Source organism: Paenibacillus sp. GM2FR, assembly GCF_002803325.1.
Taxonomy (GTDB): domain Bacteria; phylum Bacillota; class Bacilli; order Paenibacillales; family Paenibacillaceae; genus Paenibacillus_AQ; species Paenibacillus_AQ lautus.
The window spans coordinates 488,839-510,391 of the sequence record NZ_MKZM01000009.1 but is presented as its reverse complement, the minus strand read 5'-3'; the positions used below and the strand labels follow the sequence as shown (position 1 = coordinate 510,391).

At 51.0% G+C, this 21,553-nt stretch carries 19 protein-coding genes; 4 read left to right on the top strand and 15 right to left on the bottom strand.

The window, feature by feature from the left end:
• Positions 1-142 precede the first annotated feature (142 nt).
• Positions 143-595, bottom strand: a complete 453-nt coding sequence (locus PAEVO_RS23285; protein ID WP_100539904.1) for an SRPBCC family protein — start codon at positions 593-595, stop codon at positions 143-145.
• Positions 596-806: 211 nt separating this feature from the next.
• Here PAEVO_RS23285 and PAEVO_RS23280 point away from each other — a divergent pair, with 211 nt between their 5' ends.
• Both PAEVO_RS23280 and PAEVO_RS23275 read left to right on the top strand, forming a co-directional pair.
• On the top strand, positions 807-1,607 hold the full coding sequence (locus PAEVO_RS23280; protein WP_100540246.1) for a helix-turn-helix domain-containing protein: 801 nt from the start codon (positions 807-809) through the stop codon (positions 1,605-1,607).
• A 19-nt stretch (positions 1,608-1,626) separates the two neighbouring features.
• Complete coding sequence (locus PAEVO_RS23275; protein WP_100539903.1) at positions 1,627-2,085, top strand: SAM-dependent methyltransferase; 459 nt, start codon at positions 1,627-1,629, stop codon at positions 2,083-2,085.
• Positions 2,086-2,194: 109 nt separating this feature from the next.
• Here the strand turns inward: PAEVO_RS23275 and PAEVO_RS23270 are convergent, their stop codons facing one another.
• Positions 2,195-3,811: a Na/Pi cotransporter family protein gene (locus PAEVO_RS23270; protein WP_100539902.1), complete on the bottom strand. Its 1,617-nt coding sequence runs from the start codon at positions 3,809-3,811 to the stop codon at positions 2,195-2,197.
• A 106-nt stretch (positions 3,812-3,917) separates the two neighbouring features.
• The gene (locus PAEVO_RS23265; RefSeq protein WP_100539901.1) at positions 3,918-5,531 is read right to left on the bottom strand and encodes an ATP-binding protein; all 1,614 of its coding nucleotides are present in this window, start codon (positions 5,529-5,531) and stop codon (positions 3,918-3,920) included.
• Positions 5,532-5,769: 238 nt separating this feature from the next.
• On the opposite strand from PAEVO_RS23265, the gene PAEVO_RS23260 reads away from it, so the two are divergent.
• Positions 5,770-6,381, top strand: a complete 612-nt coding sequence (locus tag PAEVO_RS23260; protein WP_100539900.1) for a hypothetical protein — start codon at positions 5,770-5,772, stop codon at positions 6,379-6,381.
• 171 nt (positions 6,382-6,552) lie between these two features.
• On the opposite strand, the gene PAEVO_RS23255 is transcribed toward PAEVO_RS23260, so the two are convergent.
• The 3 genes from PAEVO_RS23255 to PAEVO_RS23245 form a co-directional block, all read right to left on the bottom strand.
• Positions 6,553-8,013, bottom strand: coding sequence for an aspartate ammonia-lyase (locus PAEVO_RS23255; protein WP_243390910.1), 1,461 nt, complete (start codon positions 8,011-8,013; stop codon positions 6,553-6,555).
• Between the two features lie 219 nt (positions 8,014-8,232).
• Positions 8,233-9,597, bottom strand: coding sequence for a sensor histidine kinase (locus PAEVO_RS23250; RefSeq protein ID WP_100539899.1), 1,365 nt, complete (start codon positions 9,595-9,597; stop codon positions 8,233-8,235).
• Positions 9,594-10,313 (bottom strand): response regulator transcription factor, encoded by a 720-nt coding sequence (locus tag PAEVO_RS23245; protein ID WP_100539898.1) that lies wholly within the window; start codon positions 10,311-10,313, stop codon positions 9,594-9,596. The genes PAEVO_RS23250 and PAEVO_RS23245 overlap by 4 nt, the downstream gene beginning before the upstream one ends.
• A gap of 162 nt (positions 10,314-10,475) precedes the next feature.
• Here PAEVO_RS23245 and PAEVO_RS23240 point away from each other — a divergent pair, with 162 nt between their 5' ends.
• A complete protein-coding gene (locus PAEVO_RS23240) occupies positions 10,476-11,207 on the top strand; it encodes a hypothetical protein (RefSeq protein WP_100539897.1) in 732 nt (243 codons plus the stop codon).
• Between the two features lie 104 nt (positions 11,208-11,311).
• Here PAEVO_RS23240 and PAEVO_RS23235 read toward each other — a convergent pair whose 3' ends face one another.
• From PAEVO_RS23235 to PAEVO_RS23195, 9 genes are all read right to left on the bottom strand, one after another.
• Positions 11,312-12,238 (bottom strand): polysaccharide deacetylase family protein, encoded by a 927-nt coding sequence (locus tag PAEVO_RS23235; RefSeq protein WP_481856500.1) that lies wholly within the window; start codon positions 12,236-12,238, stop codon positions 11,312-11,314.
• Entirely contained in the window at positions 12,204-13,526 is a 1,323-nt protein-coding gene (locus tag PAEVO_RS23230; RefSeq protein ID WP_100539895.1) for an MFS transporter, read from the bottom strand. The genes PAEVO_RS23235 and PAEVO_RS23230 overlap by 35 nt, the downstream gene beginning before the upstream one ends.
• Positions 13,527-13,671: 145 nt before the next feature.
• On the bottom strand, positions 13,672-14,703 hold the full coding sequence (locus tag PAEVO_RS23225; protein ID WP_100539894.1) for a copper amine oxidase N-terminal domain-containing protein: 1,032 nt from the start codon (positions 14,701-14,703) through the stop codon (positions 13,672-13,674).
• Between the two features lie 166 nt (positions 14,704-14,869).
• Positions 14,870-15,469: a TetR/AcrR family transcriptional regulator gene (locus PAEVO_RS23220; protein WP_243390909.1), complete on the bottom strand. Its 600-nt coding sequence runs from the start codon at positions 15,467-15,469 to the stop codon at positions 14,870-14,872.
• Positions 15,470-15,497: 28 nt separating this feature from the next.
• Positions 15,498-16,946, bottom strand: a complete 1,449-nt coding sequence (locus PAEVO_RS23215) for an MDR family MFS transporter (RefSeq protein ID WP_411829534.1) — start codon at positions 16,944-16,946, stop codon at positions 15,498-15,500.
• Positions 16,947-17,310: 364 nt separating this feature from the next.
• On the bottom strand, positions 17,311-18,264 hold the full coding sequence (locus PAEVO_RS23210; RefSeq protein WP_243390908.1) for a glycerophosphodiester phosphodiesterase: 954 nt from the start codon (positions 18,262-18,264) through the stop codon (positions 17,311-17,313).
• Positions 18,265-18,275: 11 nt separating this feature from the next.
• Positions 18,276-19,136 carry a carbohydrate ABC transporter permease gene (locus tag PAEVO_RS23205; protein ID WP_100539890.1) on the bottom strand — a complete coding sequence of 287 codons (861 nt, stop codon included), beginning with the start codon at positions 19,134-19,136 and terminating at the stop codon, positions 18,276-18,278.
• Positions 19,126-20,082 (bottom strand): carbohydrate ABC transporter permease, encoded by a 957-nt coding sequence (locus PAEVO_RS23200; RefSeq protein ID WP_394057926.1) that lies wholly within the window; start codon positions 20,080-20,082, stop codon positions 19,126-19,128. The genes PAEVO_RS23205 and PAEVO_RS23200 overlap by 11 nt, the downstream gene beginning before the upstream one ends.
• Positions 20,082-21,419 (bottom strand): ABC transporter substrate-binding protein, encoded by a 1,338-nt coding sequence (locus tag PAEVO_RS23195; protein WP_100539888.1) that lies wholly within the window; start codon positions 21,417-21,419, stop codon positions 20,082-20,084. The genes PAEVO_RS23200 and PAEVO_RS23195 overlap by 1 nt, the downstream gene beginning before the upstream one ends.
• Positions 21,420-21,553: the final 134 nt, after the last annotated feature.

Genomic DNA, 21,553 nt, shown 5'->3' with positions numbered 1-21,553 from the left:
CAAAAGCAACAAAAAAGAGCCATTACGGCTCTTTAATAGGCTTACTATCCTGGATATATATCGAATTCATGAATCATGGCAGGTGCACGGTCCGGGTATGCTTGGATGCTATTGACCATATGCCGATTATTCACACATGAGGCTACCAGCCCAGATCCAGAGTCTGTCCCGTCTCCGCATAGGTCTTCAAAATGCTCATGACCATCCACCAGCTGTCCGCTGCCTTGGCGCGGGACGGATGATCCGGCGTGTATTGATCATTGACGAGCGTCAGCTTGGTACAATTCCCAACCGGCTCGAGGGTGAACGTAATGCGGGACTCCAGCTCCTCATGATTCGCGTAATACGACGGACCCGGATGCTCGGAGAGACTCAGTGTCTTCTGCGGCTCATAAGCCAGAACATTCCCATAGACATGAACCGTCTCCTCCCCGTCATTCCCCGGTCCCACATAAGCGTAAGGCTCCCCTACTTGAAAAGAAGACCTCAGCTCACTCCCGAAAAAGGTGGCCCGCGTTCCCTCCGGCGAAGTTAAGACATCCCATACCTTCTCCGGCGAAGCTCCGATATAAAACTCATATTGTAACGGCTCCATGCGGCTTTCTCCTCCTAATATCCATAAAATGTGCAGGAAGACCGGCTTGTCCTCCTGTGATATGATGATGTTATCAAGCAGCTGTGATCCAAGTATTGTAAAAATGCGACAATCTGCAACCTGTGGAATCACTTCAAGCTCAAGTCACATACGCGGGCTAGCGGTCCATCGATTTAGATCTGCTACGGAGATATTGGAGGTGTTTATGTCCATGATTCAGCATCCTCATCAGCCCAGTCTCGGCATCTTGAACATGAAAAGAGCCGAAGAGAAGTTCCAGCTCCTGCGAGTTCCCCCATCCAGGGACCTTTCCTATTTCATCAAGCATTACTGGATCATTCATTGGGATTTAACCGATCAAGAGCCTCATCTGCAGGATGTTGTTCCTAATCCTTGCGCCAACTTGGTTGTTCAGCCTTATCGAACCGCTTTCTATGGCGTATCCAGCACCAGGCACTCCCACCATCTGGAGGGCAGAGGGCAAGTATTCGGAATCAAGTTCAGACCCGGCGGATTCTATCCGTTCGTGAACACGTCCATGGACCGTCTGACGGATTCCTCCATAGGAACCATGGAGATTCTCCAAGTCGAGCCCCATACGCTGGAGCAGCAGCTATTGACCGCAGAGGAGCCGGAGCAAAAGGTTAGGTACATGGAGGAGCTTATTCGCCGCATTCTTCCCGAAGAGGATGAACAGATCGAACGGATTCATACCATGATCGATCAAATTCATCACAACCGGGACATCATTCGGGTCGAGCAGGTTAGCGAATGGTTCCAGATGAGCCCGAGATCACTCCAGCGCCTGTTCAAGCAATACGTTGGAGTAAGCCCTAAATGGGTGATTCGCCTGTACCGGCTGCAAAACGCCGCTGAAATCCTCGAAGGCCTTGATCATCAGGATGTGCTGGAGTTGGCCATGGATATGGGGTATTATGACCAGTCGCATTTTATCCGGGATTTTAAAGCGGTGATCGGTAAAACGCCGGAAGTTTATATGAAGGAACGATAAATCTGAAGGAGGTAACCGCATGTATACGATACAGGCGATCGGAACGATCCATAACGAAAGAAAGGCGATTCAGGATGATTACTGGGGGGACGTCATCTCGGAGATCAAGCTGGGCGAAGAATGGGATGAAAGCTCCCTGGATGGGATTGAAACGTTCAGCCACCTTGAAATCATCTATGTATTCCATCTCGTCCAGGACGACAGCATCCAATACGCGGCGAGACATCCGCGAAATAATCCGAGCTTTCCCAAGGTCGGTATCTTCGCCCAGCGCGGCAAGAACCGCCCCAACAAGCTAGGAGCTACCATAGTGGAGTTGGTAAGCAGAGAGGGCAGGTCCGTTTTCGTTAAAGGGCTGGATGCCATAGACGGGACTCCCGTCGTTGATATCAAACCTGTCATGGAAGAATTTTTGCCGAAGACGAAGACCAAGCAGCCCGAATGGGCTACAGACATCATGTCCCGTTACTGGGAATAATGATTAAGTACTTCATCCTACAAAAACAACAGCGCTGCCGCGCCTGTCCTTGAGGTTCAAGGGACTGGCTTGGTCAGCGCTGTTTCTATGAAATCCATCTCTGTTGAGTTTACTCCTCGTGCATGACGAATTGAGCGATATTCTTACTGTGATCTCCGACACGTTCCAAGTTGCTTAGAATATCCAGATAGACCGCTCCGGAGTTTCCTGTGCACAGATTCTGGTTCAATCGCTGGATATGACTCTTGCGGAACTTGACTTCCATCTCGTCCAATTCCCGCTCATAGTCCAGCACCTCTTGAGCCGCGGCCACGTCATTATGCTCTAACGCAGTCAGAGCCCTTTCCACCGCCTTGTCGGCTAGGGACAGCATCTCCTTCAACTCGCGTCCGGCTTCCTCTGAGAACTCCACCTTTTTATTGATGCTGAATTCGGACAGCTCCACGATATTTTCCGCGTGATCGCCGATCCGTTCAATATCGTTTACCAGTTGGAACCAACCGGAGGCTTTTTCGGACTCGCCTTCTGGCAATCCGTTCTGCTGCTGGATTTTCACCATATAATCCGTGATTTTTCGATTCAATTCGTTGATAAGCTCTTCCTTCTGCAGGGCGAGTTCCCCCACCCGGGTTTCCCTGCTGAAAAAGAAAGTAGACGCATCGTTGAGCGTCTCCCGGGCATACTGCCCCATACGCAAAATTTCATGCTGTGCTTGTCCAAAGGCAACCGCCGGCGTGGCCAGCAAGCGTTCATCCAGATAAATCGCCTTAAATTCAAACTCCTGCATCTTGCCAGGAATAACCTTGGTTACGATCCATGCCAAAGCCGGAATTAATGGCAGGAAGATCAGGGCATTGGTTGTGTTGAAGATGCCGTGAGCGTACGCAATCTGCATACGGATATTGACGCCTTCTCCCAGCCATAACACAAGGGAATGCACCGGAATCAACAGAATCATAAAGATAATGGCACCGATGACGTTAAAGATGACGTGAACCAGGGCCGTGCGCTTGGCGGCCACCGTTGCGCCGATCGAGGCGAGTACCGCGGTAATGGTTGTCCCGATGTTATCGCCAAACAGGATCGGTAACGAACCTCTCAGGTTAATCATTCCTTCGTCTGCAATCGTCTGCAATATGCCGATGGTCGCGCTCGAGCTCTGTACAACCATCGTAAATACAGTACCTACAACAAGCGCCAGGAGAGGCTGATCCTTCAACTGGATCATGAAGTCAGTAAAGGCTGGAAGCTCACTTAGCGGCTTCACGCCGCTGCCCATGGTGGATAACCCCAGAAAAAGGGTACCAAAGCCAAAGACCACCTGGCCGATATATTGGAATCTTTTCTTGTTAAAGAAAAATAAAAAGAACGCCCCTACCGCAATAATGGGCAGTGCATATTCTTCGATTTTAATCCCCACGATAAATGCAGTCATTGTCGTGCCAATATTGGCCCCCATAATGACGCCTATGGCTTGTCTTAGTGTCATCAGCCCCGCGTTTACCAGTCCAATCGCCATCACGGTCGTTCCCGATGAGGATTGAATCAGTATCGTGACTCCGACCCCAACCAACACGCCCAGTACCGGGTTGGATGTGTATTTCTCCAGCAACCCGCGCATTTTGTCCCCTGCTGACTTCTGCAGACCGTCCGACATATACTTGATGCCGAACAGAAAAATGCCCAAGCCGCCTACAAACTTAAATAGGATGTCCTGCCAATCCAAGAGATAAGTCCTCCTTTAGATGTCATCTCATAATGTGTCTATAAAAACCCTTTAAATAATTTAGTACAATATGTGAACAAGATATACCTATCTAAGTATCGACATATTACGAGATCGGCAGACTTATCTCAACCGATGTCCCCCGCTCTTCCTCGCTCCGGATGACGATCCGGCCATTGTGGCTCTCCATGATCCGATGGACAATCATCATGCCAAGGCCATTGCCGTCCGGCTTAGTCGTATGAAAAGGCTCCCCAATCCGCTGAAGCACATCGTCCGTCATGCCGGAGCCGTTATCCGTAAAGATCACGCGTTGATATCCTTCCTGCACATCCAGATGAATGTGGATGTTCCCGCCATGCGGCAAGGCTTCCATCGCATTCTTCAGAATATTAAGAAAAACCTGCTTAATCTGGTTCCGGTCACATAGAATCGTTGCATTCTGCCCGATGTTTTGGGTCATCTCGATCCCGCCAAGCTCCGCCTGAATAGCAAACAAGTGAAGCACCTCTTCCAGAATTTCACCGCAATCCTCAAGCTTACAGACCGCAGCCTGGGGCTTGCCCAGAATCATAAATTCCCCTACCATCAGATTGGCCCGCTCCAGCTCGGACATGATCAGGTCATAGTACCGAAGACAGGCGTCCTTATTCGCTAGCTGGAGTAATCCCTTCACCGTGGTGAGGGGATTGCGCACTTCATGGGCTATGCTTACGGCAACCTGTCCGGCAAACACCAGCTTTTCCGTATTCCGCAGCACTTCCTCCGTACGCTTCATCTCTGTAATATCACGAAGAAAACCGACCACCCGCATGAGCTGTCCCTCACGGCCATATGCAGGCTGAACATCAAGTATATAGTGATTCATGGTTCCCGATATCTCAAGCGAAAGCTCTTCTCCGATGCAGATTTGCTGCCGGTGTATCACCCGCTCATAATACTCGCCAATCGGCTTAATACCGAACACCGTGCGGCCCACATATCGAGTGCGGTTCCGGGTGCTGTCGTCCGGGCACAGCAGGCTTAAGCTCGTTTCGTTCATCTCCAGAATCTGGCCCTTTGCATCGGTAATGATCACGCCATAATGATTAGTTCCGAGGAGCACCTGATTCAAGGTTTGCAGCTGCGTGTTCTGTTTGCGGGTAACCATCTCCCGTTCCAGGGAATCGGCCATCGTGCACAACAAAGCATGCAAATGCGGGTGAACAAACTCCCTGTTCGTCATTAGAGAGATCGTTCCTACGATCACCTTCCCATCTTCACCGTGAAAGGGGGCCGAATAACATGCCATGCGGTGAAGAATGTGATGAAAATGGTCCTCTCCTATCAACGTAAACGGCCGTTCGTACCGGAGACAGAGATCAATTGAGCTTGGACCGTCTTCTTTGGAATAGCCTTTGCCCTCGGTGATCCCCAAATACCGGGCTGTTTCGATGATGGTCGGGTCCCCTTCCATATCAAGAATGAACCCTTCGTTATCCGTAATCGTAATCACGACAGGATTTCCTGATCCGGAGGAAAGGAACTTATTCACGAAAACTTGAATCACTTCGATGTATTCTTTATATTTTGCACGCCTTGCGGCCAATACCTCATCATTCAATCGATTCGTATGTGTTGGAAGAAGCTCCGGGTTCATCCCCTTGTCTATACACTGCTGCTTAGTTCGCTGAATGATCTCCTGATCGGTTATTTCACCACATCGATTATCCAAAATCACATACCCCTTTTTATCATACTGCCACTTAATGTAACCTAACGTTTATTCTATCACTTTTATCGGCAGATGGAGCCTGCCAGTAAACTTAATCGAATGTGAATATGGCAGCCTTCATCTTACCATTTATGAAGATATACGGGATAAGCAGGCGATTGGAATTATGTTCCTATCTTCTTCTCCTGTTTATGTAACTCTTTGCTGGAAATATCCGTTTAGGATGTAAAGGAGATGAGAATCCATGTTCAAACCCAATCTTGTTTACTTGTTCCTCATGGCCGTTCTATTTCTTGTAACAGCCTGTTCGAGCAACCAAACGGAAGCACCGGCTTCATCAACCCAACCTGCGACAACTGCAGTGACGGACTACAAAAGTGCGGCGGAGCACGTATTTTCATTGTATAAAGAGGAGGACATAAGTACCGAGGATAAAGTCACGAACATGCTTCCTCGATTGGAAGGCATGGACTGGACAGAGTACAACCGCCTGAGTAATGGCAAAACATTGGAGACTCTGGAACTGCTGTATACCCACCGGTCCCTTATCAAACCCGAGCATTACAGGAGTCTATTCCTGGCAACAACTAATCTCGACGGTGCCTCTGCCGAGCAATATGCCGCCATCGCAGGAGAATTGTTCACCAAAGACACGGAAGGCGTGGTTCAAGCACTTGCTGATTTGAGTGACGGCGACAATAGGCAAAGGGTCATTTCCAGCATTGCTTACCATCTTGGTTACCAGGATGTTTCACAGGTGAAACAAGAGCTTGAGCAATGGCAAACGAATAAGGAGCTGGATGATCCCGAGAAGAACGTCATTGCCTCCCTGATATCCGCAATCAACCATCCATAATCCCAACACACCACCCTTACCCTGCCGGTAGCATCTTGCGACCGGATTCAAAGCGTTTCATAAGCCTTTCTCTATGTTATCCGTCAAGAGTTAACCGCCAGCACCAAAAAAGAGCCGATCCAAGATCTACATCTTGGTCGGCTCTTTGTATCGATAAAACAATGGTACACGTTATTGATTTAGCAGGAACTCTTCTCCGGCAATGCCCGGGGATGTCATATGGTAAGGGTCCAGAATGACCTGGATCTGTTCCTCTGTCAAAAGACCCTGCTCCAGAATAATCTCCTTGATGCTCTGGCCTGTCTTCTGCGCTTCCTTCACCAGTCTGGAGGCTACGTCATAACCCAGATGCGGGTTCAACGCCGTTATAATGCCGTAGCTGTTATCGACGAAGTACTTGCAGCGTTCCTTATTCGCTGTAAGATCGACCATCAGATTCTTGTAGAACACATCCATGCCGTTCTTCAGGATTTTGAGGGAATGCATCAAGTTGTTCGCTGCGACCGGAACCATGACGTTAAGCTCAAATTGCCCGGCTTCGCATGCCAAACTGATCGTATGATCATTGCCGATAACTTGAAACGACACCTGGTTCATGACCTCGGCCATCACCGGATTGACCTTGCCCGGCATAATCGACGAACCCGGTTGTCTTGCCGGTACGTTCAATTCGTTCAAGCCCGCTCTCGGACCGGAAGCCATCAAGCGGATATCGTTGCACATTTTCGAGAAGTTCACGGCACACACTTTGAGCGCAGCCGACAATTCCATATACGCATCGGTGTTCTGGGTGGCATCGACCAAATCTTCGGCTTGCTTCAAGGAGAAGCCTGTCTGCTCAATCAAATGCTGGACGACGCTGTGCATATAGTCCGGTGTTGCATTAAGCCCCGTGCCTACCGCGGTCGCGCCAATATTAACGACTAACAAGCCTTGCGCGGCACGCTCGATCCGGTTAATGTCACGCGTCAGAACATTGGCATAAGCCCCGAACTCTTGTCCGAGTCGAATCGGTACCGCATCCTGCAGATGCGTGCGCCCCATCTTGATGACATCGTCAAATTCCTTGGCCTTCTCCTGAATGCCGGCAACCAGGGTCCGGAACACCTCAAGCAGATCCTGCGTCAGACGGTAAGACGCGATGCGGATCGCCGTCGGGATGGCATCGTTCGTGGACTGCGACATATTAACATGATTATTAGGATTGCAGTAGAAATACTCGGCCTTCTGTTTTCCCAAAATCTCCAGCGCTCGGTTTGCCAACACCTCATTCATATTCATATTGATCGAAGTCCCTGCTCCGCCCTGGATGGAATCGACAATAAATTCGGAACGAAGATTGCCCGCGATGATCTCGTCTGCTGCCTCTATAATGGCACTGCCTATCTTTTTCGGCAGCAGGCCAAGCTCCATGTTCGCCAGGGCTGCGGCTTTCTTAACTTCGCCCAGTGCAGATATCAATTCTGCATGGATGGGTACTCCGCTGATCGGAAAATTCTCTACCGCCCTAACCGTATTAATCCCGTAATAGGCTTCCACAGGAAGCTGTTTTTCCCCCAGAAAATCTTTTTCAATTCGATACTGCATATCCATGGACAACATCACCATCGCCTTTTGATTATTTTGTATCATGCTTGTCACCTGTTATCATCCAGCTTGCCCGGATATATACAGAATTCTGCCTTCCCACTTGAAATCCTCTATAGCTTACGCGTTTTGTTAGAGAATATTGAATGATATGTGCGAATGAGCAAAAAAAGAGACCTTATCTAAGTATAATTACCCAGAAAAGACCCCTCTTACCCCAACGTGATGATTCTGTCTGTAGACCATGATGGGGACACACCTGAACTAGAAGACGGCGGTCTTCCTAAGCGGAGGGAAACCTACCGAGATGACGGCCCCTCCCTCTGTTCGATTCCCTGCCGTGATCAGACCTCCGCAGCGCTCCACAATGGCGCGAGCAATGGCCAGACCCAGACCGGACTCCCCATTCTTGCCCTTCACAAACCGGTGGAACAAATACGGAAGCAGTTCCTCGGATATGCCTTCGCCATCATCGGAAACGGTGAGGAATACCCTGCCATTTTGGATACCGGCTTGAATGTATATATGCTTGCTCGCGTGCCTTGCTCCATTCGAGACGATGTTCAGCAGCGCTTGCAGCAGCTTATCCCGGTCAGCATACACCATTAACGATTCGTTATCGCCATAGGAAGGATGCACGAACAATCCTTTTTTCACCAAGACCGGATTGACTCTTTCGATCGTTTCCTCCACGAGCTCCTTCAAATTGACCGCCGTTGCCTTAAAGATATCGTCCTCGCTGTCCAGCTTCGCGAGCAGCGTCATCTCGGTCACGATATTTTTCATGCGGCTGCTCTCACTCATAATGATATCCAGGCCTTTGCGAATCTCCTCCCCTTCGAATACCCCGTCCCGAATTCCCTCCGCATACCCGGAGATGGACATGAGCGGCGACTTCAGCTCGTGGGATGCGTTCTGGAAGAATTGCTTCTGCACATGATTGTACCGCTCCAGCTCACCCGCCATTTCGTACACGGACTCTGCAACTACGCCGATCTCTCCGCTTGCCGACACCCGCTGAACCTCGGAGAACTGACGCTCTTTCACCTTCTTCAATTCCTCCCGCAGCAGCATGAGCGGCTTAATCAATCTCTTGGTGATGAACAAGCTTAAGATAACCATGATTACGCCCCCCACAGCAAATACGAGCATCAAACGCCCCATCAGCGCCTGCTCAATGGCCTTGATCTTGCTGATTGGCGTAATCAGCGTCATCGTCCCTTGGGGAACCGCCGTCACCTCGGTGAGGAATTGTCCGCTCCTCGCTGCAGATGAGTACGAAGCCACATAGTCCGGACGGATCGCCTGACTTACCATGAACTGGGCGGAGGGAGTTACCGGAGTCGAGCTGACTACATTCCCTTCGCTATCCTGGATGATTACGCCTACCTCCGCAACCTGTGCCGCGGTCAACCCGCTAACAGCCAATGGAGCACTCTCTATAGGAATGCTCTGGGCGGCCGCGGTTTCGAGTTTTGCCGTCAGCTCAGCCCCTATGGTCTGCATGTCCTTTCTCTGCGTACCGATAAAATGGTCCATCAGCACATAATGAATCACGACCGCCGTCACAGAGAGCACGAGTATTAGCGATAAGGCAAACGCAAGATTGATCTGATGCACCAGCTTCATATCGATGATTCCTCCCCATCCATTCTCATTCGATATCCATGCCCCCAGATGGCCTCGATCGGAAGCTGCTCCACCTTCTTGCGAAGCCTTTTAATGAGATGGTCGACCGCCCGGTCGCTACCAAAGTAGTCGTCGCCCCATACGGAGGTTAGCAGCTCATCCCTTGTAAACGCACGGTTCGGATGCTCAGCGAACACTTTCAGCATCTCAAATTCCTTGTTAGTCATATCCACTTCTTCCCCATCCCAGAACACGCGCCGCTCCTCCAGCATTAACTGAAGCCTTCCGTTGCTAAGCTCCGGGGAAGCCGCAGCAAGCCGCGGAACACGCTCCTCCTGATGGAATTTGTACCATCGGTTTAGCTGCCGTTTGATTCGGGCAACCAGCTCGCGGGGACTGAACGGCTTGACCATGTAGTCATCGCTTCCCAGCTCAAGCCCCAGTATTTTATCCACTTCGCTATCCTTCGCAGAGATCATGATGATCGGGACCTCGGCCTCTGCGCGTATCCGCCGGCACAATTCGAAGCCGTCCATGCCAGGCAGCATAATATCCAGCACCCACATATCCGGCGGGGTCGTTCTCCACATCTCCCAGCCTTCCTCTGCCGTTGCAAGGCCCACCGTCCGATAGCCTTCCTTCCGCAAATAAGCTTCCACCAAATTTCGTATATGCTGATCATCGTCAACCACGGCGATGAGATAATTTTGGTTCATATATATAGACCTCCGGGTTTCATCTTCCCTCAGTATACCAAGCTGCGGGAATCGAATGGGGATTGCCATTATTTTTCCACAAATACACCAATGTTCTGCCAATGCTGACTCGTACACTGGGTACTGTAAGACAAACCAACCCGATAAGGAGTGTTATATTCGATGAAATACAAACTGTTTGGCAAGCTCGCCCTTTCCGCCGCCCTGCTCGGTACAGCAGCTCTCCCCGTACATGCTTCAGGCACTGACACAAGTGATGTGCCGAAACGACCAGGCAAAAGCGCACCCGTTGCAACCACTGCCACCATTTCCGTTATGCCGAATCCGCTGGAATTGGCTGAGAAATACGCGCCGGAAACGGTTCAGGACTGGAAGGAAACGCTGGAGAAATACGGAAAGCTTGCCGGAGCCGAGGGAACATTCTTTTTCTCGGAGGCTACGGCTGTCGCTGCAGATAACGGTGATGCAAAGCCGGTTACGGCAGATGGTGAATTCGGAATTGCAATTGCCGTGAGGGCTACTCCGGCTGCAGATATCCAGGGGTCCGTGGACAGCGGGGATATTAAGCAATTCAAAGCAACCCAGATCAAGGAGTTTTCTCCACTGGAAGGTACGGCAATAGAAGTGGCCGAAGTCGTTAAAACCGATGCCGGCGTAGTGAAACACGACGTGATCCATGGCGAGGCAGCAATTTTGGAGGCCGTGAAGATCAGCAATGCAGCAAGTTTTGATGCAGTGAAGATCAGCGATGAAGATCTGGTGTTCATCCATGCCAGAATCGACCTCTTTAAAGCCGTGGGTTCCAAGGACTCGGATGCCATTAAAGAAGCACTGGCGAAGCTGCTGAACCAATACAAGGAGCAGATCGCCAAGCTGGAAGCTGAAGCGAAGTAAACTTATACGGAGTTGCATGTGCCGGCGAAAGCCAATCGTACTTAAAACACAAAGCAACCCCTGCCGGTGCCGCGGCAGGGGTTGCTTTGTGCTTACTAGGGGACTTATCGGGTTTTCTTCGCCATAACCTTTATCAGCTTAACGGCCGAGCGCACGCGGGGCCGCTTCAAGTTCTCCTCCACATAGCGGTAATCCGTCAGGATCACTTTGGCATCCCGCAGTCCGTAAGCAAAATCGTCATCGAACAGCAGCCGGTACTCCCATACCCGCTTCTCCCAATTCGGAATATTCGCCAGCATCCATTCATCCTCCGCTCCGGGATGGACATAGGTTTCGCTGACCCCTTCTGGGAGTCTGTACAGCTTATCAATCAGCGATTGCTTGAAGCTCTGATAGCTCTCCCCCTCGACAACAGGAAACGGATGCGAGAGCAGATAATCCGGGATCGGCACGCCAAACGTATCAGCAAGGCCTGAGGCGAGCGCGACCGGGCGCTCGATATTCGGCAGCGAGCTGAGCAGCGGGTCCTCCGGGTGGATATAGCGGAATAGTCGTGCGGGGAGGCGCCAACGCGAAGTCTTCCACAACATCTGCGGAATGAGGCTCCGTCCCGTTTCCATCCCGTACAGGCTGCCCATATGATTATCCACATGGCTGATGCGGACGCCGGCCTTGCTCGCCAGCCGGTACTGCGCCTCCAGCTCTTTTAGCACAGCCCCTGTCTCCGCCCCTCGTTCAAACTCCTGAACGGTCCGGTATTGATGACCGCTGGCGTCTTGAAGGGAGGGATGCCCCGTCAAGCTGCGCCATCGCAGAGCCTCAAATTCGCTCGTCAAGGTCAGATGCAGCCCCACATTGGGTTGGCGCCGGCGTGCGGCCCAGGAGGCTGCCTCTTCAAAGCCGGGAGCCACGGTCATGATGGTTGCCGAGGAGACTTTGTTCTCCTCCAGCAGATGCCGAATCGCCTCATTCATGGCCTTGCTTTGTCCGAAATCGTCACAGTTGATGATCAGTCTTCGTTCCATGTTCATGCCCGCCTCCTATGGTTTTAGAGAATTCGATTTTGGTTGCAAACGATAGCAGGAAGGAAATGGCCAGCAAGCACAATGGAACGACACTGATCAAATACCTGAAGGTCGATTCCGGATCGCTTCCCGGATTGTCACCGCTTTCATACCCGAATATCATGCCGACAACAAAAAATGCCAGGGCTGAGATCAATCCGCTGGAACGCGTAATAAATCCGCTGACAGCCGTATAGATCCCCTCTCGGCGCAGCCCCGTCCGCTCCGCATCCTCATCGATGATGTTGCCGCTAACCATGGCCGGCGTTACCAGAAATCCTGCCAGACCGAACCCAACGCCGATGCCTGCCAGAATCCCGCTGATCAGATCGTAACCAAACCAGAGCGGAATGACCGAAAGACCATACACGCCAAGCGACAACCGCCATGCTCTCACACCATCCATTCTTCGGATCATCCAATACCAGACGAATACCAGCGGAATGACCGATACAAACACGGCTGCCAGCAGAATGGATACTTGATTGTCAGGGATCCTGAGCACGTATTTTGCATAAAAAGGGATCGTCGAGCTTATCAGTCCGTTTACCGTCTGGGCAAATGAATTGGAGATATTAAACACCCAGAACTTCTTATTGCGCAAGGTTTCGCGGAATGCCTGGACAAGCTTGAGCGGTTCGCTTGCACTGTACACCTCTTGCTCCCGCACGCTCATCATGCAGAGGAACATGAACACCCCGAACAGCAGCGCGTACAGAATCGCCATATTTGAAAATCCCATCGCGTCATAAATAATCGGGGTCAGCGCGGTACCGATCAATAGCGCCACAACCTGGTAGCCCTGCTGGATGGCCGAGGCTTTCGCCCGGATGCGGTCTCCGCGGAACAGTTCGGGGAACAGTGCTCCATAGTTGACCCATAATACGGTCGCTACCGCTTCATACAGGATAAGGGCAACCAGGAACCACATGAACAGTCCGTTCTGCGATAATCCTTCCGGCGGCGAGAACACCAGCACGAAGGTCAGCATGAACAGCGGAATGGCGCCGAACACCCACGGCCTGCGCCGCCCCAGCCGGGTCTTGGTGCGATCGGACCAATACCCCATCAGCGGATTGTTAACCGCATCCCAGATGAGAAATACCGTGCGTGCCAAGGAAGCCAACCCTATGCCAAGCCCCAAGGTATCCACGTAGAAAAAGATGTAAAAGGAGCTGAACGCCTGGCTCGGGACCATCATGGCAAACATGCCAAGCGAAAATGAATACGGCGAATTCACCCAACTGCGCTTCATCCGTTTCCCTCCATCCGTCATGGACGATTTTGTTGTACAGTATTCTGCGCATGGCAAGAATATACCTGCTCATCAGGAAGGTAAGGAGGTCGTCAAACGACTAAAGAAGCCTGGCGTCATCCGCCAGGCTTCTTATTTACATTCCTTATTGAAGAACGATTTTGATAGCATTGCCAATTGGCGGCAGACTCTTGGTCAGTACCGGGCTGTAGTATCCGATAATCTCCGCCTCTCCAGTCAGTTCACTGGACTTCATAGTTTTACCTTCTTTATTTACGATCACAGTCTCCGGCGTCAGATTCAGGATCACTTCGCTCGGCGATTGTTCCGTTAATCCCTTGCCCTTAATCGTTACGCGCAGGTTACCGCCATCGGCGTTGATATCCGTAATGGCACCAGCTGTAGCGAGCTGCTCCGTCTCTTCCTTGTCCGGTTTCACGCTGATTTCATAAGCATAGGTCTGAGGAGGCAGGCTCATGGTCATCGCCATGCTGTGAACGGCTTCAATCTCCATCCCTTTCGCTAGATCCTTTAACTCGATCTTCTTGCCTTCCGCATCGCGGATGATCGTGCTCTCATCCACATTCAGCACGATTCCCTCGGTTCCCGTGCCGTTAATGTGAACGGCTTTGCGATCTTCATTATTCATAATTTCACTGATTGTACCACTTACGGTTTCCTTCTTGATCTCTTCTTCGGACGAGATGCTCACCTTCGTGCCATCAACCGATACGTTAGCTTGGAGCACTTCGCTGAAGAAATTAGCCGGAACATAGAGCGTGCCCTTCACGTTTACCGGCGCAGCACCGAGGGACTTGTACATTTTGTTAACCGTATACTGGTCTTTACCTGTTTGCACAAGGGTCCAGATCGGGGATCCCGGTTTTGTCATCTCCGCAGAGCGGTCCTGTTGATTCCACTCCAGTTCGAATCCGAGCGCCTCGGATACGCTGCGCAGCGGGATCATGACCTGCTTCGCATCGGCGTTCATATAACCGGCGCCCGCCACTTCCTTACCGTTAACCAGAACTCCATAATCAATGACAGCCGAGATCACGACTGGTTTTTGTTCCTGGCTGCCTCCAGCCTGGGGTGCTGCATAAGCCGCTGCGCCACCGGAAACTGCCATGGCCGCAACCATCAGCGTCGCCGCTTGCTTCTTCCATTGTTTGTTCATGTTCATCATCCTTTCTAGGTGCCTTAAATGATCGTGTACTACTATACTGACGGGCTGTATTTGCCAAATGTTGCAATGAAATGATAAGTAAACGTACCGATAGACGCGAAAAAGGCCGCTCCGGGATAGACTTATCAAGTCTCCCAAAACGGCCTCTTTATCTGGCTTAGCGATGGATAAACAGCGGGTCAACAAAGCTTCTGCAATATTCCTCCGCAATCTGCTCCGCGCTGTATCCCATATCACGCATGTACAGAATGATATCCGCGCGCGGCAGAGATGCGAGCATCACAGAGGTAAACTGAGGGTCAAGCGGCATCAGTACTCCCTGCTCCGCCGCAAGCTCCAGCAGGCGCTTGATCTGTAATCGCAAAAACGTGAAGGGCGGGTTCTCGCACATAATGTTCTTGGTGTCCTCCAGACGGTCAGAGGTCAGCATCACCCTTAGCCACTCCAAATCTTCATTGAAATGCAGAATGACCTTTGTAATCACCGTACGCAGCCGATGAGCCACCGGTTCACCATCGCTGCTCTGAAGGTAAACGTCCAGCCCTTCCATAAACCGATCGATCTTGGCTTCCATCAGTGTGAAGCAAATCTTGCTCTTGCTGGGGTAACGGCGGTACAAGGTGCCTTGCCCGATCCCGGCCGTTTTCGCCACTTGATGCATGGAGACGTCCTCGACTCCGTATTTATTAAATAAAGCCTGAGCCGTATCCAAAATCTTTTGACCCAACTCGTCATTCTCTTTCGGCAATGCACGCATCCCTTTCTAATTTGAACACACGGGAACCTTATGCAGCAGACTGTTCTTCTTCAACGGGTGAAGTTGTACGTTTAACAAATAAGCCCAGTACTAAGGCGATGATTGCAAGAACGAGTCCGATTACGAAAGCATTATGAAGACCGGCAACCATGCTCTCTACCGGATTGAGATCCCCGGTTGTTTCAACGTAATTTTTAGCACCTGCTGTCATGATGCTGATAAATAGCGCCATACCTACGGCCCCGGCTACCTGCTGCAGTGTATTCATGATGGCTGTTCCATGCGGATACAGCAAGCGCGGCAGCTGATTCAAGGCTGTAGTCTGGGCCGGCATCATAACCATCGAAATCCCTATCATCATCATAACATGAAGGAAGATGACATAACCACCAGTCCATGAAGAGTCGATGCCCGAGAACAGGAAGATGGCGACGCTCAAAAGAGCAAGACCAGGGATAATCAGAACCCTAGGTCCGAATTTATCGAACAGCTTTCCTGTGATCGGCGCCATCAATCCGTTGATGATACCGCCAGGCATCATGACCAAGCCTGCTGCAAGCGCCGTTAAGCCCAGTGCGTTCTGCAGGAACAATGGCAGCATGATCATGGTGGAGAACATGCTCATCATCAGCACCAGCATCAGCACGGTTACGAGCGAGAACATCGGAAATTTGAAGGTACGCAGATCCAGCATCGGTTCCTTCATCTTCAGTTGGCGCCATACGAAGAGCAGCAAGCTGATAGCCCCTGCCGTAATGCACCATACTACCTTCGGATCAGACCAAGTGCCTTCTCCGGCACTGCTGAATCCGTATACGATACCCCCAAAACCGATAGTAGACAGAATAATCGAAATATAATCGACCTTCGGCTTGGTCAGTATCGATACGTTCTTAAGGAAAGCCGCTGCGAATGCAATGGAGAACGCAGCAAGCGGAATGACCAGATAGAACAACCAGCGCCAGTTCAGGGCGTCCACGATCAAACCGGACAGCGTCGGTCCGATCGCCGGGGCAGTCATGATGACAAGACCGATCATCCCCATGGCGGCTCCGCGATTCTGAGGCGGATAAATACTAAGTATCGTGTTCATCAGAACCGGCAGCATAAGCCCCGTTCCGATCGCTTGCAGGATACGTCCTACCAGCAGCACACCAAACACCGGTGAAAATCCGCAGACAATCGTACCTATAAGAAATAGCGACATGGCGCCTATAAACATCTGTCTTGTCGTGAACCACAGCTGCAGCAGCGCCGTGACCGGCACCAGAATACCGACAACCAGCATGTAGGAGGTTGAAAGCCACTGCACCGTCGACTCCCCAATACCAAACTGCTCCATCAAACTTGGGAAAGCGATGTTCAGCAGTGTCTCATTCAAGATGGAAACGAACGCGCCAATAATCAGTGCGGCAACAATCGGCCCTCTCTTTATTTTGCTTAAATCAATCTTGGCCGAACTTGGCCCCACTCCCATATCCAAGACCTTATCCTCCCTTATCTCTGTATACGGACAATTGTCCGGTAATGCGTTTTTCATTTTAACGGACAATTGTCCGCAGGTCAACTGAAAATTTTCATTTAATTTTCAAAATTGGCAGCAAAGATGAATCCTGCAGCGTTATCCGGCTGGGTTCAGCAGCAGAAACACGCAGGATATCGGATATTCAAGCTATTAATAAAAAAAGATCTGCCCCTAATCGCGACTAAGGGCAGATCCTTATTCTATACACATGCCGACTGTAAGGTTTACTTCTAAAGATCCCTGACGTATCAAATGCAAGTGTCCTGTATACGTTATACGTCACTCAGGTAAGCAAGTCAGCCCTGGAACCGTTACGTTACGCGTTCAGCGCATTCTTCTCCTTGTAAACTCTGGCCCAGCCCTCCAGATTGTTCGTTACAATCAACAGGTCAGGGTACTGGGCAAGGGAAGCCAGCACGGCCTCATCATCCGGCGTCCAGACAATGAGCTGGATCCCCCGCTTGCGCGCCTCCTCCATAAACGAAGGGGTCACGTACACATATTTGACGGAAACATAGCGAGCGCCGATCTCCTCCAGGTAAGGAAAGACCGATGGCGTGGCCCCATATATCACCAGCCCCAGCTCGATGTCAGGATCAAGCGTGCGAGCCCGTGCAATGGAATAATGATCGAAGGAGGTGAGGAATACCTGCTTCTCCATGCCCGTTTCCTTTATCACGTCAATGACCTTCTGTTCCAGGCCGGGGTAGGTATCCCCCATCTGCTTCAGTTCAATGTCAACGATCATCCGATCCTTGGCAAAACGCAGTGCTTCCTCCAGCGTGGGAATGACTTCTCCCTGGCCTGCATCCAGCTTGCGTATTTCCTCCAGCGTGAAGTCACTGATTGCTCCTGTTCCGTTGGTCGTCCGGTTTACCGTCGGATCATGGATCACTACGGGCACGCCGTCCTTCGTCAGCTGGACATCCAGCTCCAGGTGCGAGAAGCCAAGCTCCAACGCTTTCCGAAAGCCCAGCATCGTGTTCTCCGGGTATTTCAGCGGATACCCTCTATGGGCCAATCCACGTACTTCCATGTGCCATTCCCTCCATATATAAGTCGATTGATGGCCTCGATCACACTGTCGCCACAAAAGGGCGGACTTACGTGATCGAATCGCCGTTTGAAGCTCTATAGGACTGTTCGCCATGAACTTTCCGATCCCTGCTGTCTGCAGCAGATCATAACCTTCGGGAGAAAACGAAGAGACGGTATGGCGGTGTATCCTTACCCACCATTTCCACACCGTCTGGGATACCTGCTTAATCACGGTTATACGAATTATTTAAACGTCGAATTCGCCATCGCGGCCACGATATGCTTCTGCATGACTGTAAAGACCAGCACGATCGGGATAATCGCCATGACGCTGGACGCCATAATGACATTGAAGAACATGGCTTCATTTCCGGCGATAGAATCCCTCAGCATCGCAATGCCTACGGTAAGCACGCGCATGTCGTTGTTGTTGGTCATGATCAGCGGCCAGAAATACGAGTTCCAGGACGAGATGAAGATTAACACGCCCATGGTAACGATCGTTGGCATCGCCATCGGGAACAACAGCTTGTACAGAATGGAGAAACGACCGGCTCCATCCACGCGCGCCGCTTCCAGCACGTCGTTGTTAATCGTTTTGAACGCCTGCCTGAGCAGGAATATCGCGTAGGCGGAAGCCCCGTGAGGCACAATGAGCGCCCAGAACGTATTCAGCCAATCCAGCTTGGACATCATGACGTATACCGGAACGAAAATAACCTGCTCCGGCACGATCAATGCGGCGAGAACGAGCAAGAACAGCGCGTCCCGTCCCCAGAACTTCCCCTTTGCAAATGCAAACGCCGCCATAAGCGCCACATTCAGCTGCAAAATAATGGTTCCAACCGCCATGAGCAGCGTATTGCCGAAAAATCTTGCATAAGGGATAACCCGGAAGGCTTCGGCAAAGTTCTGCCAAGCAAAGGTTTCCGGCCAGAATGTAGGTATGGCCATCCGCATCTCAGACTGCGTCTTAAGCGCGCTGATCAGCAGCCAATACACCGGAAAGAACATAAAGAGCGTCACGATCACGGCTCCGATCATGCGGAGCGTCATCAAGGTCTTTCGGTTCTTGGCGGATCCGGCCATATAATTATCCTTCATAGTGCACCTTCTTCCTGCTGACCACCCATTGTACCAATGTTAACAGCAATATGATTACAAACAGAATCATGACAAGCGCCGATGCTCTTCCTGTTTTGAATTCATCAAAGGCCATCGTATAGATCCAGTACACAATCGCATTCGTTGCCTTGAGCGGACCGCCGCCTGTCATGACGTCGATCGACTGGAACACCTGCATGGAGGAGATAAAGCTGGTGATGACAAGAAACAGGGTCATAGGCGACAAGAGCGGCAGCGTAATGTTGCGGAACTGTCGGAACTTGCTGGCTCCATCAATCGAAGCTGCCTCATAATACTCGGCCGGAATCCCGCGCATGCCTGCAATAAAGAGGATCATGGCAAAGCCGACGCCCTTCCAGACCGAAACGGCAACCAGTGCCGGCAATGCCGTCGAAGGGTTGGTCAGCCACTCGACCGGCTCCATGCCGAACCAGGAAACAATGGAATTCAATAGCCCGTATTGTCCATTGTAAATCCATGTAAATACCATGGCCGCGACAACCATTGAGATGTAATAGGGCATAAAAATGACGCCGCGCATGAAACCGAACAACCGTGACGACGACACATTGAGCAGCAGGGCCAGCAGCAGCCCGATGACAAGCGTGAATACAACGTCCATGACGGTATACAAGAACGTGACCTTCAAGGAGTGATAGAAATCCGGGTTCGATAGCAAGCGCGTATAGTTATCGACACCCACGAACTTCTTCACGGGTCGCGTCATGTTCCAGTTCGTAAAGCTGATGTACACGGAATAGCCCAGGGGATAATACAAAAACACGCCCATGAATAACAACGCCGGGACCGCGAACGAAAAGTCCTTCCACTTCTCGATCAACGTATGGGACATCCGTTTAGAGACCGAAGCGGTCGCCCGATTGGACGCCGCCTTTGTCACTTGTTTATTGGTCTCCATAGGCATCACTCATAGTCAGCCAGAATATCGTTGATCTTCTTGGCTGCATCCTGCATAAGTGGTATCGGATCTTTTTTGTTCAGCACCATTTCCCCTATGACTTCTTTGTAAACTTCGCTGAATTCAGGGTAAGCCGGGTGCTGCAGGCGCGGCGTTACTTCGTCGAAATGCTCGTATACCGCTCTGTATTGCGGCCATCTTTCGAAATATTGATTGCCCTCCTCAGACTCGATTGCGGATTTTCTTGTCGGCAGGTATCCAACGGATTCAGCCCACTTAATGTTTTGCTCCGCCGAAGTCATGAACTCGATGAATTTCCAAGCCGCTTCTTTCTCCAGATCCTCGGCACCGTCCATCATGACGATCCCCGCCCCGCCAATATTGGAGGTCCGCACTTTATCGCCAGGGATAAAGGATACGCCAACCTCAAAGTCCGCATTCTCGCGGTACATCTTGAGCAGAGCCGATGAATGCTGCACCATGGCGATTTCTCCGTTCAGGAACATCTGGCGCATATTGTCGGAAGCTCCTTTGCCGAAGCCCATATGCATACTGCCTTCATTTTGCCACTTGTAGAAGTTCTGGAGGTACCGGAGAGAATCCTCGGTCTCAACGGCCGAAGCACTCAGGTCCTCGGTCAGAATTTGTCCGCCGCCGTTAATGTTCCACGGATCGTAGTACCACGTATCCCAGCCTGGAACGGAGAAGGCATAACGCGTCGTTTTGTCGCCTTCTTTTTTCGTTACCTTTGCATTAAAGTCATCGATCTCATCCCACTTCTGCGGCGGCTCTACACCCAGCTCGTCCAGCATCGTTTTGTTGTATACAAATACGCTGGTACTGACGATCAGAGGGAATCCATATTGCTTGCCATTGAATGCATATGCATTCAGCATCCCTTTGGCGAAATCGTCCATCTTCACTTCATCGCGCTTAATCCATGGGCCCAAATCAGAGAACACGCCGCTGTCCGCAAAGTTTGGCAAGGACGCAACCTCAACATTTGTTACAGCCGGCACGTCATTCGCAGCCACGGCAGCCGACAATTTTTTGTGAAGATCAGGATAACCGCCTTGGAAGACCGGCTCTACCGTAATATGCGGATACTTCTTCTGAAACTCTGCGATCATGTAGTTCAAGCCTTCCAGCTGGGCATCCGCGTGGGCATGCCAGTACTGAATTTTAACAGGCGTTGTATCATTCTTCATATCCATCGAAGCGGCTTCCACATCATCGAGCGAAACCTCGCCTCCGGCACTTTCACTACCACCCCCGCCTCCGCAAGCCGTGGTAATCACCATAAATATGGTCAGTAACATTAACAACCATGATTTCTTTTTCATAGATGATCTGTTGTCCCCTCTCGAATCTATTCATCATTCATCCTTCATCACTGCTGTCTATCCACTTCATCCAATAGCCGGTTCAACGGCACGCGGATCCTAAAGGAATGAGGGAATTCTCCCATCCATTCAAC

Coding starts and splice junctions, on each gene's coding strand:
- PAEVO_RS23255 (WP_243390910.1), bottom strand. CDS start 8,013: ATGATACAAAATAATCAAAAGGCGATGGTGATGTTGTCCATGGATATG.
- PAEVO_RS23225 (WP_100539894.1), bottom strand. CDS start 14,703: ATGAACAAACAATGGAAGAAGCAAGCGGCGACGCTGATGGTTGCGGCC.
- PAEVO_RS23245 (WP_100539898.1), bottom strand. CDS start 10,313: ATGAACCAAAATTATCTCATCGCCGTGGTTGACGATGATCAGCATATA.
- PAEVO_RS23240 (WP_100539897.1), top strand. CDS start 10,476: ATGAAATACAAACTGTTTGGCAAGCTCGCCCTTTCCGCCGCCCTGCTC.
- PAEVO_RS23285 (WP_100539904.1), bottom strand. CDS start 595: ATGGAGCCGTTACAATATGAGTTTTATATCGGAGCTTCGCCGGAGAAG.
- PAEVO_RS23220 (WP_243390909.1), bottom strand. CDS start 15,469: ATGCGTGCATTGCCGAAAGAGAATGACGAGTTGGGTCAAAAGATTTTG.
- PAEVO_RS23230 (WP_100539895.1), bottom strand. CDS start 13,526: ATGAAGCGCAGTTGGGTGAATTCGCCGTATTCATTTTCGCTTGGCATG.
- PAEVO_RS23235 (WP_481856500.1), bottom strand. CDS start 12,238: ATGAACATGGAACGAAGACTGATCATCAACTGTGACGATTTCGGACAA.
- PAEVO_RS23260 (WP_100539900.1), top strand. CDS start 5,770: ATGTTCAAACCCAATCTTGTTTACTTGTTCCTCATGGCCGTTCTATTT.
- PAEVO_RS23205 (WP_100539890.1), bottom strand. CDS start 19,136: ATGAAGGATAATTATATGGCCGGATCCGCCAAGAACCGAAAGACCTTG.
- PAEVO_RS23275 (WP_100539903.1), top strand. CDS start 1,627: ATGTATACGATACAGGCGATCGGAACGATCCATAACGAAAGAAAGGCG.
- PAEVO_RS23215 (WP_411829534.1), bottom strand. CDS start 16,946: ATGGGAGTGGGGCCAAGTTCGGCCAAGATTGATTTAAGCAAAATAAAG.
- PAEVO_RS23280 (WP_100540246.1), top strand. CDS start 807: ATGATTCAGCATCCTCATCAGCCCAGTCTCGGCATCTTGAACATGAAA.
- PAEVO_RS23200 (WP_394057926.1), bottom strand. CDS start 20,082: ATGCCTATGGAGACCAATAAACAAGTGACAAAGGCGGCGTCCAATCGG.
- PAEVO_RS23195 (WP_100539888.1), bottom strand. CDS start 21,419: ATGAAAAAGAAATCATGGTTGTTAATGTTACTGACCATATTTATGGTG.
- PAEVO_RS23250 (WP_100539899.1), bottom strand. CDS start 9,597: ATGAAGCTGGTGCATCAGATCAATCTTGCGTTTGCCTTATCGCTAATA.